This window comes from Methanolobus vulcani (assembly GCF_006546655.1).
GTDB lineage: Archaea > Halobacteriota > Methanosarcinia > Methanosarcinales > Methanosarcinaceae > Methanolobus > Methanolobus vulcani_A.
In genome coordinates, this window is sequence record NZ_VIAQ01000011.1 from 61,236 (window position 1) to 77,854 (window position 16,619).

19 protein-coding genes are annotated in these 16,619 nt (G+C 41.1%); 8 read left to right on the forward strand and 11 right to left on the reverse strand.

The window, feature by feature from the left end; genetic code table 11:
- Positions 1 to 85: 85 nt before the first annotated feature.
- Together FKV42_RS04420 and FKV42_RS04425 are read left to right on the forward strand one after the other, a co-directional pair.
- Positions 86 to 493, forward strand: coding sequence for a bacteriohemerythrin (locus FKV42_RS04420; RefSeq protein ID WP_154809039.1), 408 nt, complete (start codon positions 86 to 88; stop codon positions 491 to 493).
- A gap of 69 nt (positions 494 to 562) precedes the next feature.
- Positions 563 to 922, forward strand: a complete 360-nt coding sequence (locus tag FKV42_RS04425; protein ID WP_154809040.1) for an ArsR/SmtB family transcription factor — start codon at positions 563 to 565, stop codon at positions 920 to 922.
- An 11-nt stretch (positions 923 to 933) separates the two neighbouring features.
- On the opposite strand, the gene nikR is transcribed toward FKV42_RS04425, so the two are convergent.
- Positions 934 to 1,356 (reverse strand): nickel-responsive transcriptional regulator NikR, encoded by a 423-nt coding sequence (gene nikR, locus FKV42_RS04430; RefSeq protein ID WP_023844892.1) that lies wholly within the window; start codon positions 1,354 to 1,356, stop codon positions 934 to 936.
- Between the two features lie 177 nt (positions 1,357 to 1,533).
- Between nikR and purC the strand changes: the two genes are divergently transcribed.
- Both purC and FKV42_RS04440 read left to right on the forward strand, forming a co-directional pair.
- Positions 1,534 to 2,247 carry a phosphoribosylaminoimidazolesuccinocarboxamide synthase gene (gene purC, locus FKV42_RS04435; RefSeq protein ID WP_154809041.1) on the forward strand — a complete coding sequence of 238 codons (714 nt, stop codon included), beginning with the start codon at positions 1,534 to 1,536 and terminating at the stop codon, positions 2,245 to 2,247.
- 26 nt (positions 2,248 to 2,273) lie between these two features.
- Complete coding sequence (locus FKV42_RS04440) at positions 2,274 to 3,722, forward strand: phytoene desaturase family protein (RefSeq protein ID WP_154809132.1); 1,449 nt, start codon at positions 2,274 to 2,276, stop codon at positions 3,720 to 3,722.
- A gap of 22 nt (positions 3,723 to 3,744) precedes the next feature.
- Here FKV42_RS04440 and FKV42_RS04445 read toward each other — a convergent pair whose 3' ends face one another.
- From FKV42_RS04445 to yciH, 7 genes are all read right to left on the reverse strand, one after another.
- Complete coding sequence (locus tag FKV42_RS04445; protein ID WP_154809042.1) at positions 3,745 to 4,437, reverse strand: TIGR00153 family protein; 693 nt, start codon at positions 4,435 to 4,437, stop codon at positions 3,745 to 3,747.
- The gene (locus tag FKV42_RS04450; RefSeq protein WP_154809043.1) at positions 4,434 to 5,471 is read right to left on the reverse strand and encodes an inorganic phosphate transporter; all 1,038 of its coding nucleotides are present in this window, start codon (positions 5,469 to 5,471) and stop codon (positions 4,434 to 4,436) included. The genes FKV42_RS04445 and FKV42_RS04450 overlap by 4 nt, the downstream gene beginning before the upstream one ends.
- Before the next feature lie 105 nt (positions 5,472 to 5,576).
- Positions 5,577 to 6,839 (reverse strand): Nre family DNA repair protein, encoded by a 1,263-nt coding sequence (locus FKV42_RS04455; RefSeq protein WP_394348044.1) that lies wholly within the window; start codon positions 6,837 to 6,839, stop codon positions 5,577 to 5,579.
- Positions 6,790 to 7,158 carry a transcriptional regulator gene (locus FKV42_RS04460; RefSeq protein ID WP_154809045.1) on the reverse strand — a complete coding sequence of 123 codons (369 nt, stop codon included), beginning with the start codon at positions 7,156 to 7,158 and terminating at the stop codon, positions 6,790 to 6,792. Before FKV42_RS04460 ends, FKV42_RS04455 begins: the two co-directional genes overlap by 50 nt.
- Before the next feature lie 22 nt (positions 7,159 to 7,180).
- Positions 7,181 to 7,549, reverse strand: a complete 369-nt coding sequence (locus tag FKV42_RS04465; protein WP_154809046.1) for an iron-sulfur cluster assembly scaffold protein — start codon at positions 7,547 to 7,549, stop codon at positions 7,181 to 7,183.
- A 16-nt stretch (positions 7,550 to 7,565) separates the two neighbouring features.
- On the reverse strand, positions 7,566 to 8,723 hold the full coding sequence (gene nifS / locus FKV42_RS04470; RefSeq protein WP_154809047.1) for a cysteine desulfurase NifS: 1,158 nt from the start codon (positions 8,721 to 8,723) through the stop codon (positions 7,566 to 7,568).
- Between the two features lie 123 nt (positions 8,724 to 8,846).
- Positions 8,847 to 9,155: a stress response translation initiation inhibitor YciH gene (gene yciH / locus FKV42_RS04475; protein ID WP_023844901.1), complete on the reverse strand. Its 309-nt coding sequence runs from the start codon at positions 9,153 to 9,155 to the stop codon at positions 8,847 to 8,849.
- 84 nt (positions 9,156 to 9,239) lie between these two features.
- On the opposite strand from yciH, the gene FKV42_RS04480 reads away from it, so the two are divergent.
- Together FKV42_RS04480 and purL are read left to right on the forward strand one after the other, a co-directional pair.
- Entirely contained in the window at positions 9,240 to 9,599 is a 360-nt protein-coding gene (locus FKV42_RS04480) for a DUF192 domain-containing protein (protein WP_154809048.1), read from the forward strand.
- 139 nt (positions 9,600 to 9,738) lie between these two features.
- Entirely contained in the window at positions 9,739 to 11,886 is a 2,148-nt protein-coding gene (purL, locus tag FKV42_RS04485; RefSeq protein WP_154809049.1) for a phosphoribosylformylglycinamidine synthase subunit PurL, read from the forward strand.
- A 46-nt stretch (positions 11,887 to 11,932) separates the two neighbouring features.
- Here the strand turns inward: purL and FKV42_RS04490 are convergent, their stop codons facing one another.
- Positions 11,933 to 12,583: a flavodoxin family protein gene (locus tag FKV42_RS04490; RefSeq protein ID WP_154809050.1), complete on the reverse strand. Its 651-nt coding sequence runs from the start codon at positions 12,581 to 12,583 to the stop codon at positions 11,933 to 11,935.
- 125 nt (positions 12,584 to 12,708) lie between these two features.
- Positions 12,709 to 12,921 (reverse strand): TRAM domain-containing protein, encoded by a 213-nt coding sequence (locus tag FKV42_RS04495; protein WP_023844906.1) that lies wholly within the window; start codon positions 12,919 to 12,921, stop codon positions 12,709 to 12,711.
- Positions 12,922 to 13,171: 250 nt separating this feature from the next.
- Here FKV42_RS04495 and FKV42_RS04500 point away from each other — a divergent pair, with 250 nt between their 5' ends.
- The gene (locus FKV42_RS04500; protein ID WP_154809051.1) at positions 13,172 to 15,409 is read left to right on the forward strand and encodes a CDC48 family AAA ATPase; all 2,238 of its coding nucleotides are present in this window, start codon (positions 13,172 to 13,174) and stop codon (positions 15,407 to 15,409) included.
- 48 nt (positions 15,410 to 15,457) lie between these two features.
- A complete protein-coding gene (locus FKV42_RS04505; RefSeq protein ID WP_154809133.1) occupies positions 15,458 to 15,733 on the forward strand; it encodes a PRC-barrel domain-containing protein in 276 nt (91 codons plus the stop codon).
- A gap of 68 nt (positions 15,734 to 15,801) precedes the next feature.
- Here FKV42_RS04505 and FKV42_RS04510 read toward each other — a convergent pair whose 3' ends face one another.
- Entirely contained in the window at positions 15,802 to 16,482 is a 681-nt protein-coding gene (locus tag FKV42_RS04510) for a phosphoglycolate phosphatase (protein ID WP_154809052.1), read from the reverse strand.
- Positions 16,483 to 16,619 lie beyond the last annotated feature (137 nt).

Consider the following 16,619-nt stretch of genomic DNA (forward strand, 5'->3'; position numbering starts at 1 on the left):
AGGAATATTACAAAATTGCCCCATTGTTTTTGAAATATAATAATGTATTTATATAAAAATACTCATTACTAACTGGTGATAGTTTATGGCTCTTATTACATGGTCAGACAAATACAGCCTTCAAATCAAAGAAATCGATGACCAGCACAAAGTCCTTGTTGGTATGATCAACGACCTTCATGATGCAATGAAGGAAGCAAAGAGCAAGGAAGTTTCTCTGGATATCATTAACAAGATGGCTGAGTATACACAATTCCATTTTTCTACCGAAGAAAAATACATGAAACGTTTTGCATATCAGGACTACGAGAAACACAAAATAGAACATGAAAATTTCGTAGAAAAGGTGCTTACCTTCAAGAATGATTATGAGAACGGAAAAGCAGGAGTCAGCTACGATATCCTCAATTTCCTGAAAGACTGGCTTGTAGGGCACATACAGGGCACTGACAAGAAGTATGCATCACTTTTCATAGAAAAAGGTCTTAAATAGGTCTTTTTCAAATTTTTTTGACCAGAGTAGTCAAAACATATTAATTGATTAAACCTAATTAATCAGGATATGACAGATCAGGAAATTAAGATAATTCAGGAACCTTACATTCTTCCAGACGCAACAACGCTTGAAGTCCATGCTGTCATGGAGGAAAATGTAGACAAACTTGTATCTGTTTTCAAAGTATTGTCCGATCCTGTCAGAATACGAATACTTAAAGCACTTCAGATAAGCGAGCTTTGTGTATGCGTACTTGTTGAGATCACAGACTATAAACACTCTGCACTGTCATACCACCTGAAACTCCTGAAAGATGCAGACCTTGTGGACTCAAGAAGAGACAAGAATTTTCAGATATACTATCTCACGGAAACCGGAGATAAATTATTGAGGAGCATTAACTCCTCATTCAAAAAAGAAATATAAGTCTTAAATTTTTATATTTTCTCAGCAGGAAGTGCTGTGTTAAGCTTGACATAATTGACACCTTTTAGTGCCATTGTCCTTTCTGCAACTGCTTTTACTTCCTCACCCTCACCATCAAGGATTATGACCTCAAGACAGTTATCATGGTCAAGATGGATGTGGACGGAAGACTTAATAATATGAGAGTAATCATGCTGTATCTCGGTGAGAGCGCTTGAAAGGCCACGTTTGGTATGGTCGTAGATCAATGTGATAGTACCGACACGCCTTCCTTTAACGTCACTCATCCATTCATAATGGGTAATATAATTCCTGATTGAGTCTCTGATCCCTTCGGAACGTGAGGAATAACCTCTTTGTTCAATGATGGAATCAAATTTAGTGAGAAGATTTTCGGGAAGCGATACCCCTATACGCATAAGTTCCTGTTCCATATGATTCACCTATAAAATAATCAAATACAATAAACAATGTAGTTATTAATACAGTACTATAATAACATTTAGTATGCATTTCTACTACATAAATGATACATTAATTAAAACATAAATAATTATAGGACATCTATATAATAAATAATCAATAACAACACTGGTAAGAGGATGATGCAGATGAAAAAAGAAGAATTGTACTCAGGCAAAGCAAAGACCATTTACAGGACAGAAGACCCTGATAAACTAATATCAGTATTCAGAAACAGCCTTACTGCATTTGACGGTAAAAAGAAGAGTGAAGCTGAAAAGAAAGGATATTTCAACGCACAGATTTCTAGAAAGCTCTTTGAAATGCTCGAAGAAGAAGGAATTCCAACACATTACCTTGGAATGGAAGCAGACAACGAGATGCTGGTCCGTGCTGTAGAGATCATTCCAATTGAAGTGATCCCAAGGAACATTGCAGCAGGCTCCATTACACGCAAATACCCAATTGAAGAAGGAACTGTTTTCAAGACACCTGTACTTGTTATGGATTACAAGAGCGATGAACACGGCGACCCTATGATGAATGAGGATATCGCTGTTGCAATGGGTATTGCTACTTATGAAGAAGTAGCACAAATACGTGAGATGGCTCTTAAGATCAACGAAATACTGAAAAACTACCTTGATGAAAAAGGCTTCCTGCTACCTGACTTCAAACTTGAGTTTGGCAGAGTGGATGGCAAGATCGTTGTTGCTGATGAGATCTCATGTGACACATGCCGCCTCTGGGACAAGAGCACAGGCCAGTCAATGGATAAGGATATTTTCCGCTTTGACAAGGGAGACCTTTCAAAAGCATACGAAGAAGTTGCAAAGCGTATAGTACCTGAAATATTCGAATAAGATCACTATCGTAATGAGGGGAAATGATGGAAGATTACGATGTGATTATTGTAGGTGCCGGTATAAGCGGACTCCTGTCCGCACTCACTTTATCAAAACACGGTAACAGAGTACTTGTTCTTGAAAAAAGTAAATTTATCGGCGGCAACTGTAACAGCTACATGGTTGATGGTTTCCAGGTAGATACAGGTGCGCACGCCATTACACATCTTGAAGTAGGGCCTCTTAGAAGACTCATGGACAACTATTTTGACTACCTGCCGGTCTTTGAAGAGTATGGCAACTATTATGTGAGAACAGAAAATCAGTTTATGAAGGTCCCTTCCAACGTGAAGGAATTTGTTACATTCGATGTTCTGCCACGTAAAGACAGAATCGTTCTTACACAGGCCATTACAAAGGCACTCACCCTTTCGACATTTGGAACAGACCTGTCCAAAGAATCAGTATATGAGTTCATGCCAGCTAACCTGACAGAAGATACATACAATTTCATTGATACAATATGCTATTTCCTTTCAGGCAAGGACATGAAGCAGACATCTGCCCAGAGAATTCTTGCAGGAAGCAGTTTTGTGAGAGACAGTGTTCCAGAGGAGCAGCTTGAAAGCATTCTCAAACACAATGAGAAAATGAGCCCTGAACCGGTGCCAAAATCATTCCTGCCGCCAAATGTTCATACTTCCCTGCAGATGAAACTCACCAAAGTATCCAATCCTTTTACATCACTTGGAAGACTGGCCACTAATAAAGTAAACTATTCACAGGGATATCCCAGAAAAGGATTAAAAGGCATACTTAATGCTGTCCTGTTCTCTCTGCCAAATACCGTGGAGATCAAAACAGACTGTGAAGTGAAGAAGATAATCACTGAAAGAGGAAAAGTCATAGGTGTTGAAGCTGATGAGGTATACAGGGCTGACAAAGTGGTCTACACAGGATTTGTCTCAAACCTGCCGCAAATGATTGAAAGTCTTCCAAATAACTATATCCAGGATTTGAAGAGAGTTACACACACAAAGAGCCTGACCGTATGGACAGGGCTTGATTCCGTGAGGGAGGATTTCAAATATATTGGTTCTGAGATATGGTTTAAGGATTCACCATACTGGGCAATGCCAATAAGCAACTACGATACTTCACTGGCACCCAAAGGAAAACAGCTTGTAGGTTTTTCATTTATTCTCAAATCTGATGAGAATGAAGATGTGCAGATTAAAAAAGCATATGACACAATATACAAGGCAATTCCGGGAATTGAGGATCATATTGAAATGACACACAATCAGATAACAATCCCTGAAAAAGCTGCAGTTACCATTGACGGATATTTTGCAGATGTAAGGACACCTATTAAGGGATTATATGCTGCAGGAACTGATACCGATAAAAGAAGTATGGGAATAACCCGTGCAGCTTATTCAGTTGTTGAATTGCTGAAAAAGATGAATGAAGACAACTGTCTTCACAAATAAGTATTAAAGTATGAGAAGGTGATTACCTTCTCAGAACCATTGTTCTTAATCTATCAGCTGCGTGCTCGGCTTTGTCTGCAATGTCGCCTATTCCCCTTACAAGAAGAGATAGATGATAAACCCCAAGTGCACCAATTGCATCTTCGTTGCGGAATATCTGCTTAACAAGATCCTTTTCTATGATGTCTACCTGATGTTCCATTTCCTCAACTTTTGTTACAAGGGCAAGGGTTTCTTCAACATCCCTCTTACTAAACGATGTTTCGAGAAGCTCACTAAGTGTTGCAACAAGGTCCTCATAAAGTTCCACGGTTTCAAGGGTCTTATTTATGAGTTCACAGAAACCTTCGTGTATCTCAAATGGAGCTTCAAATTTCCTCAGTGTGAGCCAGAATGCAACTTCCTGAGCATCATCAGATATCGAGTCTTGGGGTTTCAGGAAATTAAGCAGATCATTTGCATTCACAGGAAGCATAATAGAAGAGGATAGTTCAGAGCGAACGGTCTGTTTAATGACATCAGCTTCATGTTCTAATACATCGATCTCTTTGTTCAAAGCTTCGACTTTTTCCATGTCACCGTCACAGTAAGCCATAACAGACTCATTGAGCTTTCTTACACAATCCCCGCCTTTGTTGGCATGCATTACAAGAGGCTTGAAAGGTGAGCTTGCAAATACATTCAATACGGAACGAATATACTCTTTTTTGATCATATTCCAACTCCCAACAGTCCTGCAAATATCAGTGCAGATGTAAGGGCTGCTACTGGTACTGTAACTACCCATGAAACAATTATCTTTCCGATAACACTTAAATCAACCGCTGCAAGACCACCTGCAAGACCTACACCAATTACTGAACCTACAAGGGTATGTGTGGTTGATATTGGCAAAGAACTGTAACTATGGAGCACAACTACTGAAGCTGTTGCAAATTCTGCTGAAAATCCCCTGGTAGGGGTAAGTTCTGTGATACGTGTACCTATGGTCTCAATGACACGGTAACCCCATGTGGCCAGTCCGATAACCATTCCAATACCCCCAAGTGCCATTACCCAGAGAGGAACGCTTATTCCTGCCATATCAAGAGAACTAAGTCCTGCATAAAGCGGACCTACCGCATTTGCAACATCATTGGAACCGTGTGCAAAGGCGATATAACATGCAGTCATTGTCTGGAAGATAACGAATTTCTTTTCTATATTGTATGGGTCATCAGCTTTCTGAAGGATAAAATATCGAATCAGACTGAATATGATATAAGCAATTATAGCTCCAAGAAGAGGTGATACAAGCCAGCTACCAACGATCTTGGTGAGAACAGCCCATTTTATCTCGCTGTAACCGATAATCCCGTGATAGGCCGCAGTCAGACCAAAACCAAGAACCGCACCTACTATTGAGTGAGTTGTGGATACCGGAAGATTATAGAAGGTGGCAAGAGTGATCCAGAAACTGGCTGCAAGAATAGCTGCAAACATACCTATAGCCACAAGATGCGGGTCTATTATGCTTATGGAATCAATTGGAACGATTCCCTTGGCGATTGTCGAAGTTACTCTCTTTCCAAAAAGAATAGCACCTCCAAACTCAAATAGACCTGCGATGATAATTACCTGTTTTATAGACAACGCACCGCTGCCTACTGACGTTCCCATGGCGTTTGCAAGATCGTTAGCACCAATATTCCATGCCATGTACAGACCTGCTGCAACCAGTAACAATACGAGAGGATCAAAAAGACTCATCGAAAATATTCTCCACTATATAGATTTAGTCCTCCTAAGCAAAGAACAGGTCATAAAGATGCCTACTATATACTATATAGCCATAAATAAGATATATAGAACTATTTAGAAGAACGAGTCCAGAGTTCGCTGGAAACGGATATCCGGCAACATAGCTGCCTGAGCCATCCATTTTGATCTATCAGTCTTTAAACGGCTGGAAATATTTGCTATTGCATGTTCTGTTGAACCAAACTTTTCAGGCTCTTTGCTGAAAGCTTTCCTTACACCTTCCCTCACAACCCAGACTCCAAGCGGAGCCCAATATTCCGGACGAATCTCCCTTACCATAAAGATGGTGGCCTGTCTTCTTATGGATTTGAGATATTCAAGAGCACCAAGGCGGGCTGCATAATACCCACCTGCAAGGTTGGAATACTTTGTTTTTCCTCCAAACCCTTCGTGATCTGCTTCTATCCATGTGCTACCACCTGACCAGACAGTACGGGGCATCCAGACCTCTATTAGTTCAAATGAGAACATACGTGGGATCAGGATTATCTCGAAATGGTTGCCAAAAACACCGCCACTAAAAACGGTTACCTCACTTAACTGCTGGTAATCCCTTATCTCTGCCAGAAGGTCTTTTCCAACCATGTCATCAACTGCTGTTATTGACCAGCGTGTAGGAACGAGTTTTCTTTCCTGACCTAAAAGACCGATGGAAAGCAGACGTGAGATGTGTTCTGCAGGGATATTGCCATCCCAGAGTTCAGATATAGCATCCTTTGCCAGGGCATCGTCGTCATAAACAAGAGAATCCACTTTTTTTGGAACCTTCGGATTTTCAGTTATATCGAACTTCCTAAGATCGCCTGACGGACCCATAGGAGTCAGCACATTATCGAATTTCAGTTTGTTACTGATCGGCTTATTGAACCATGCTTCTGTATCCACCGGTTTTTTTGATAGAGCGAGTTCCTGGGATTTCTCAATAAGAGGATTATCAGGAGTACGAGCATTTTTCACACTAATCCCGGTACTTGCCCTGACAAGCTGGGAGCGAGAAGCTATGACATCCTGTATGTTCATTTTCAGCAATGCCTTAGGGTCTTCAAGTTGCATTGCATCATCCCCGCAGAGCTGCGGAGGAATCATTGGCCCTGCCATCACATTCGGATAGTTATGCCTGCCTACAAAAACAGAGGGAGGAGATGCTCCAAATATGGATGTATCTCCTGATGATTTGGGAACCACTGATTCAATGGATTTGAATTTTTCAAGAATAGGGCAGTATGGCCTTCCACAAAGACCTTTGCCCTTGCATTTTATGCAAAGATTAGGAGTCAATGACTTCCGGGTCTCCACAAAGGATACAATAGCCGGCATCCGGTTCATTTTTATTCAGCCAGCCGGAACGCTGAACAAACTTGCACACATTGCACATACCTGCAACCTGTTCCCGGGTGCTCATTCCTTCAATTAATTTCGCTGCAAATCTCTGTATCTCTTCCTGGGCTTCCTCTGAGAAATCTACCTCTGCACCTCTTTTATCATTCAAATACTGAGATACTGCAGCTCTGGAGAGTTCAAGAATTTCTGCAACTTCCTGCTGGTTTTTCCCATGTTCCCATATCATACATCTTGCAAGTTCTGCACGGATGGCAGGTAATACACGTTGAACCATGATCTCACATGTTGTTTTCACAGAAAGTCACCTTTTTCTTATGCTATTTATTTTTATGAATATAATCATTAATTGCCATTTTCAATGCGTCCAGAGCAAAACCTGAACATCTGTCTTTTCCTTCAGGAAGACCATCGAGATAGCTGATAACATCTTCGTTGGTCAATGCCATGGCTTCATCAACTGTTTTGCCTTTTGCAAGCTTCACAACAGCACTTGATGTGGAAATTGCAACAACACAACCGAATGTTTTGAACTTAACATCTTCCAGTATGTTATCTTTAACCTTTATAGATATATTAATTATATCGCCATCTATTGTGCTTCCGACCTCACCCACACCATCAGCATCTTCAACAACCCCCACATTTGCGGGATTGCTGAACTCCTCCATTACCTTCTTAGAATACATAACCACTCCCCCATAATTATCTGTCAGCAAGTGGAGACATTGCCCTTAACTTAGTAATTGTTTCCTGCAAAGCATCGACCATATGATCAATATCATCCATGGTATTCTCCCTGCCAAGACTCATCCTCAGGGAACCATGTATAAATTCATCTTCTATCCTCAGGGCACTGAGTACATGTGAAGCTTTCAGTGATTTTGAAGAACATGCTGAACCTGTAGATACTGCAACTCCCTGCATATCCAGCAGCATAAGCATGGATTCACCTTCAGCATACTTGAAACTCATGTTTACATTATTTGGAAGGCGTTTGGAAGGATGGCCGTTCAGGCGAACATCGGAAATAGTATCAAATACCCTGCTTATAAGTGAATCACGCATCCGGGTCATGTGTACTGAATCTTCGCTCAGTCGTTCAGCAGCAAGTTCCATTGCCTTTCCAAATCCCACAATACCGGAAACGTTCTCAGTACCTGAACGCATTCCCTTTTCGTGATTTCCTCCAAAAACTATAGGGCTGATATTTGTCCCATTGCGGACATAAAGAGCTCCGACACCTTTGGGACCATGTATTTTATGTGAAGAAATAGAGAGCATATCCACGCCCAGATCATCCACATTAACAGGAATCTTTCCAACACTCTGAACGGCGTCAGTGTGGAAATAGATATTGTGCTCTTTTGCAATTCCGGATATCTCTTCAATGGGCTGGATGGTACCAACTTCGTTGTTTGCATGCATTACTGATATAATTGCAGTGTTTTTTCGAATTGATTCTTCAAGTACCTTTACATCAATTATACCATCAACATCCACGGGAACATATGTAACTTCATGTCCCAGACTTTCAAGGAAAGAACATGTATTGAGCACAGCAGGATGCTCGATAACAGAGGTTATAATGTGCTTTTTACCTTCATTGAATGGAACCACACCTCTTATCGCAAGATTGTCAGACTCGGTCCCACCGGATGTGAATATGATTTCTTCGGGGAGGGCACCGATGGCATCTGCAACCTGTTTACGTGCAAGGGAGAGAGCTTCTGCCGCCTCGGTTCCAAATGAATGGAGACTGGAAGCATTGCCAAAGATCTCACTAAAAAATGGCAACATGGCATCCACAACCAGCGAATCAACTGGAGTGGTTGCACTGTGATCCATATAGATTCGTTTCATGGTTCCTATAATAAGAAGAGAAGACTTGTAATAAATAAATATCCTTCAGCAAGTATGCCAAAGAATATAATCAGCTAGATGCCGTAAAAATGTGTGTGTCTGCACACACATGCAAGAATAATATTAGTCCTTTATCTGATCTGGAGAAAATCCCTTTGCAATAAGAACATCTTTCATGCGGGTCAGGTGATTTCCCTGAAGCTCAACAGAATTTCCTTTTACAGTTCCACCGCATGCGAATTTAGATTTCAGGTAAGTAGATAGTTCATGAAGATCAATTTCATGGGCGTCAAAACCCTCTACAACTGTTACTTCTTTACCATATCTTCTTCTATTTACTTTGACAATTATTCTTTGCTGCTCTTTTGCCACTTCTTCGCAAATGCAAAGTTCTTTTGGCAATCCGCAGACTGAACACATTTCTGAACTCATCTTGTGGTATTTCCTCCGACATTATTATCTATTTTAAACACTCCATATGCATTTAATCAAATAGATGAATAGAGTAGAACTTCGATGATATTAAAATCTAATGGTAAAGAAGTAGCAACAGACGTTGATTTTGCCTGTAGCATGCTAAAGCAGATCAAGGGGCTTATGTTCACTAAGAGGATACCTGATAACTATGCCCTTGTATTTGTAATGAAGAAATCTCAGAGAGTTTCGTTACACATGCTATTTGTCAATTATCCAATTGATGCTATTTTCCTTAACGATGAGAAAAGGGTCATAAAAACATCCAGTCTGAAAGCATGGATAGGTACTTGCTCCTGTCAGGAAAAGGTAAAATACATCATCGAAACGTCTCATGGCAAATCTGAAAAATTAAGGATTAAACCCGGCGATACATTAAAATTTGAGAATCAATGCCAGTAGACTCAAAAATGTTGCAAGGAATATATAAATACGCACATATGTTAAACCTGTTCAAAGAAATGTTTATTACATTCCGGGTTCTTTAAAGCCCTGATAGAATCACCATATTATAATAATACTCAATTACCGAGGAACATAGATGTTACCTGAAGATGACTTAAAGATCATAACAGAGAAAATGGGAAGAGAACCTAATCTTGTAGAACAGGGATGCTTCCTTAATCTGTGGAGTGAGCACTGCTCATACCGCTCAAGCGCACCCCTGCTTAAAACATTTACAACCACCGGAGACAAGGTAATAATTGGTCCTGGTGACGATGCAGCAATTATCAGTTTTGGAAACGGATGGGTACTTGCAATAGGAATGGAGAGCCACAACCACCCATCATACGTTGACCCATACAATGGTGCTGCAACCGGAGTTGGCGGAATTGTGCGTGACATCATTTCCATGGGAGCAAGACCAATTGCACTTATGGACCCGCTCTATTTCGGTCCTCTTAACAATCCTAAGAACCTCTACCTTTTCGAGCACATCATAGAAGGAATCGCAGGGTATGGAAACTGTATCGGAGTGCCAGTTGTACGTGGAGAGGCATTCTTTGACGAATCATACAGCGGAAACCCTCTTGTAAATGTGGTTGCAGTGGGTCTTGCACGTGAAAAAGATGTTGTAACCGCATGCTCACAGAAAGCAGGTAACAAGCTTGTGCTTATGGGTTCAACCACCGGAAGAGATGGACTTGGAGGAGCATCATTCGCATCAAGAGACCTTTCAGAAGATTCTGAAGCAGAAGACAGGCCAAGTATCCAGATTGGGGATCCATTTACAGAAAAACTTGTTATAGAGGCAACACTTGAAGCTATTGGAAAAGGATACGTAAAATCATGCAGGGACCTTGGTGCAGCAGGACTTGCCGGTGCAAGCTCAGAAATGGCAGCAAAAGGTAACCTTGGAATGAAGATCATTGCAGACAATGTCATTCTTCGTGAAACAGGAATGACACCATACGAAATCCTCATAGCAGAATCACAGGAACGCATGCTTCTTGAAGTTGAACCTGAGAATGTTGATGCTGTCCTTGAGATAGCAAAGAAATATGACCTTAATGGAAGCATGATTGGTGAACTTACAGAGGAACTTAACTATACAGTGCAGTTCCAGGGAGAGATTGCAGCAGACATTCCGGTCAAACTCCTGACAGAAGGTGCTCCTACTTTTGAGCGCCCATCAACTGCTCCGCAGGAACGTGACATTGGAGAAAAACCGGAACTTCCGGCAGACATCAAACAGGCAATTCTCGATGTACTGTCATCACACAACGTTGCATCAAAGAGATGGATTTACAGACAGTACGACCATGAAGTTCAGGTCAGAACTGTAACAAAACCAGGCGACGATGCAGGCATACTTAGAATTGATGGAAATGAAGGAATAGCACTTTCATGCGGATGCAACCCAAGACACACGCTCCTTGACCCATATTCAGGCGGAAAAGGAACTGTTGTTGAGAACGCAATGAACCTCGCTGTAAAGGGTGCACGTGGAATAGCAATTGTTGATTGTCTGAACTTTGGAAACCCGGAAAGACCTGACATATACTGGCAGTTCAAGCATGCAATTCTCGGACTTGGAGATGCTGCAAGAGACCTGGCAATACCTGTTGTCGGAGGAAATGTTTCACTTTACAATGAAAGTGGTGAATTTAAGACAGCAATTGTGCCAACACCATCTATCGGACTTGCTGGTTACATCAAAGATGTGACAATGGCACCAGCTGGTGTGTTCTCTAATGAAGGTGACACAATTATCCTGGTCGGAAGCACATCCGATGAACTTGGAGGTTCTGAGTACTATAATATCATAGGAAAAGAAAAGGATGGTAAAGCACCAAAGGTTCCTGAAAATGTAACTGCTACCATAGATGCACTCATTACACTTGCTGAAAGTGGAAAGATTACTGCATCACACGATGTTTCACTTGGTGGAATTGCAGTCGCACTTGCAGAAATGTGCGAAAAGACAGGTGCAAAGGTAGATCTTAGCAATGTAGCAGAGGGTCTTAGAGCTGATGACATCCTGTTCTCTGAATCATATGCAAGAGCACTGATTACAACATCAGAACCTGATGCTGTCAAGGAAATGCTTGGAGAAGTACCATGCACGGTCGTTGGTACTGTTGGTGGAAACTCACTGAGCATCCAGATCGGAGATTCAAAGACAGAGCTTACTCTTGATGAGATAAAAGAGGCAAGAGAAAGTCTCATGAATTTGATGATGGAATAAACCATCATCAACAATTACTTTTTTTTTAATCCTGATAAGGAAAACTTCAGTCACTTTCCTTCAGGGCATCCTCATAAAGCTTGTTTATATTCGTAGGAATAGGATTATCTTTCAGTAATTTTGCAAAGAATACAAGATTGTTCACCATATATCTGACAGTTTTATTGGTATAAAGATGCCTTTCTCCGCCAGCAGCAATATAACTTGGACCCGGACCAGCATCGCCTACCCAGTAGCTATCGACATTTGGCGGGACTGTACAACCCAGATGAGTCAGGTTAAACAGCGTAGTTGCTGCAACATCGTGAGCTCCGTCTTCATTGCCGGTTATAACCACACCACCTACTTTGCCGTAAAGCGGAAACTGACCTGTTTTAGGGTCACTTTCCTCATAAGTACCGGCAAGTCGTTCAAACACTAACTGTGCCACAGATGAACGCACACCAAACCATATTGGAGAACCGATTATAAGTATATCACTGGCTTTGATTTTGTCCAGAATAAGTGGCCACTCATCACCTTCACCTTCATCAGAGGAAACACCAAACTTAACATCATAATCCACAACTCTGAGAACTTCACTTTCTACGCCAAGTTCGTCAAAAAGATTTACAGCCTTATCGATCAGGGCCCTTGTATTTGAGATTTCAGGTGATCGTTTCAAAGTACAATTCAAAAATAATGCTTTTAACCCCATGATAAAAAATGAGATCACAGAAGATAAATATCTTTCTTTAAAAAAACAGATCAATAATTAAAAGAAATTCTGGTAGCAACCAGATAAAAAGTAAAGAAGAATGGTTTAACCATTCTTAAAAGAGTTTATTCTTCCTTTTCTGCAAAACCGAATTTGCGCAGTACTCTTGTGATCTTGATATTTACAGTGTCGCCGACCTGGGTGTCAGGTACAAAGATTACAAAGCCCTCTACTCTGGCGATGCCATCTCCTTCTCTTGCAAGGTCTTCAATTGTTACTTCATATGTCTCGCCAACATCTACTGGAGCTGTTGATTCTCTGTCATTGTTATTAAACAAAATAATACACGTCCTTTAATTCAAAACTAAGACAAGAAACCGTACTGAAAAAAATCACGATAAAACTATCAATGAATCCAGAATAGTATCAAATCTTACAGCATTTAGTATACATAACAGATATTTAAATCTTCTCAATACTAAACATGGCCATCCCAGAAACCATATCTTATTTATTCTTTAGAATAAAATAGGTAGCTATAAATTACAAGCTCACTGTTTGTTCAAAGTAATTATAGGGATGAATATAATGGACGAAGTTCAGATTAAAGTTGAAAAAGCCCATCCAAACGATTTCGGAAGGGGAATTATACGTCTGGATCCTACCACACTCCTGAGCCTGCAACTCTCTCCCGGAGACATAGTTGAGATAGAAGGAAAGAGGAAAACAGCAGCCAAGGTATGGAGAGCTGAAAGGCAGGATTGGGGACAAGGAATTGTCAGGATTGACGGTTTTATCAGGCAGAACGCTGGAGTAGGAATTAGTGAGAGAATCACCGTAAGGAAGGCAGAAGTAGTTACTGCAACAAAAGTGATACTTGCACCTCCTGAAGGTGTCACCATGGAATACGGCGACCACATCAGCGAGATAATAAAACGTAACATAATGAAACGCCCGCTGGTAGAAGGCGACATCATCCCTATTATAAGTTCAATGACACAGCCTATGACCAGCCAGATGGGTGGTGGACAGGCTATTCCGCTTGTTGCCGTTGAAACTGATCCAAAGGACGAGATACTCATAATAGGGGAGTTCACTGAAATTGAACTTCGCCAGAAACCTGTTCGTGGTTATGACGGTGCAACCCGCGGAGTAACCTATGAAGACATCGGAGGTCTTGGAACAGAGATACAGCGCGTCAGGGAAATGATAGAACTTCCACTGAAGCACCCCGAACTTTTCCAGAGACTTAATATCGAACCCCCTAAGGGAATTATCCTTTATGGACCACCTGGTACAGGTAAAACACTGATAGCAAAGGCCGTTGCAAATGAATCCAGAGCAAATTTCCTATACATCGCCGGCCCTGAGATCATGGGAAAATATTACGGAGAAAGTGAGGAGCGTATCCGTAAGATATTTGAGGAGGCAGAAGACGATGCCCCTTCAATCGTATTTATCGATGAGATAGATTCAATAGCACCAAAAAGACAGAATGTCACCGGAGAGGTTGAGCGCAGAGTTGTGGCACAGTTGCTTACGATGATGGATGGCCTTGAGGAAAGAGGACAGGTTGTCATAATAGGTGCTACAAACCGTGTTGATGCAATCGATCCTGCACTTAGAAGACCGGGAAGATTTGACAGGGAGATCGAAATTGGAGTTCCTGATACCGATGATCGTCTTGAAATAATGCAGATTCACACTCGTGGCGTGCCTCTTGCAGAAGATGTTGACGAGGAGTTCCTTGATTATATTGCAAAACACACACAGGCATTTGTGGGTGCTGATCTTCTGGCACTTGTTCAGGAAGCAGCAATGCGCTCCCTCAGAAGAGCATTGCCAGATATCAACCTGGAAGAGGATGATATACCACAGGAAATTCTCGATAGCATTGTTGTCTGCAAGGACGATTTTGAGAATGCACTGAGAGAGATTGAGCCTTCTGCAATGAGAGAAGTACTTGTAGAGGTCCCTGATATCAGATGGAATGATGTCGGAGGACTGGACAAAGCCAAGCAGGAAATTAAAGAAGCTGTGGAATGGCCGCTCACAAGACCTGACAGGTTTGTTAGCATGGGAATCAAACCTCCTAAGGGAGTTCTGCTCTTTGGACCACCCGGCACCGGAAAAACACTGATAGCGCAGGCAGTCGCAAATGAATCAAATGCCAATTTCATTAGTGTTAAAGGACCACAGATGCTGTCCAAATGGGTAGGAGAATCTGAAAAGGCCATCAGGGAAACTTTCAAGAAAGCACGACAGGTAGCTCCTTGTATTGTATTTTTTGATGAGATAGATTCCATTGCACCGATGAGAAGTGCCATGTCAGAGGATTCAAAGGTCTCAGAGAGAATCGTTAACCAGCTTCTGACAGAGCTGGATGGTCTTGAGCCGTTGAAGGAAATAGTAGTGATTGCCGCAACCAATCGACCGGACATTATTGACCCTGCACTTTTAAGGTCAGGAAGGTTTGACAGGATGGTACTTGTTGGACAGTCCACATACGCAGGAAGAAAACAGATATTCAAGATCCATTCAAAGAACATTCCTCTTGGAGATGATGTTACAATTGATGACCTTGCAAGCATGACAGAGGGATTTGTAGGAGCGGACATCGAAGCAGTGTGCAGAGAGGCTGTAATGCTGTCACTGAGAGAGAATTTTGATGCTGAAAAAGTTGGTATGAAGTACTTTAAGGAAGCCCTTAACAAGGTTAGACCCACACTGTCTGAAAATCTTGTTGATTACTACGAGAAAATACAGGCACAGTTCAAGGGTGGCATCAAGAAAGAAGAAACAAGTTCTTATATAGGATACAGATAAATATATGAAAAATTTAGATGTAATTATTATATCAAGGGGCGAATGAAAATGGCAAATGTCTTTGCAAAGAACCTTTCGAGCAAACAGGTAATGGCAACTGATGGAACGGAAATCGGCATATTATACAATATTGTAATGGACATCAGGACAGGAGACCTCATTGACCTTATAGTAAAACCGGATATGAGTCTTGATACTTCCAAATATAAGGTAGATGAGCAATACATACTCCTGCCTTTTGAGTCTGTCAGAGCCATAAAGGACTATATCGTTGTTGACAAGAATATAGCCCGTGGCTTAACTCCAGAACCTGTAGAAATATGATCACAATGGCTGCAGAGATTAATTTGCAGCCCCATACTTTCTTTTTTAATCAGAATCAGCAAAATGATTTAGATCAAACTGCTTGATTGCAGATAATCTATCGCTTCCACTGTACCATTTCCGTAACTTGCTTTACTGACATAATCTGCAATGTCTTTTAAGAAATCATCAGCATTGCCTACAGCAACTGCAAATCCTGCCTCTTGAAGCATTTCCAGATCATTGACCGAGTCTCCTATAGCTACAAAATCAGTAGTTTCAAGACCCATAAGCTCTGCCATTTTTAAAAGTCCGGTTCCTTTGTTGATCTTTTTGCTCTTTATGTGTATGGCAAAATGTGTGTCAATTATCTCTACATTAGGAAAACGTGTCCCCAGTACTTCGCGTGCTTTTTCTATATCGAAATTATTTCTGAGGACGATTTCAGTTTTTCTGTAACCGGAATCCAGCTTTTCCATCTCAAACTCAGAAGAAAGGAACTCATAGGCATCTTCACATTCATGAATTACATCTGAAACGATTGGCTCATTGTCAAAACCATCAATGATAACACCACCATTCTCAGCTATTATATTACAGCAAACACCTACGAGTTTTGCCACTGCCTTTGCATAACAGAGTACATTTCCGGTTGCTATCACAACTGGAATATCAAGTGATCTTAGTTTTGCAGCAGCTGCAAGGCTGAGTTTGCGATCAATATGAGTAATAGTGCCATCAACGTCTATTACTAAAGCCTTGTATTTCATAAGCAATAGATGATAAGAGAGAGATAAAAGTGTTTTCAGTGACGTGATTCCCGGATAAAATTAAAAAACATTCGGAAAAAAATAAAATACGAGGGAAAAGAGAAAAGGTTCTCCTAAAAGGAGAATCATTTACTGTA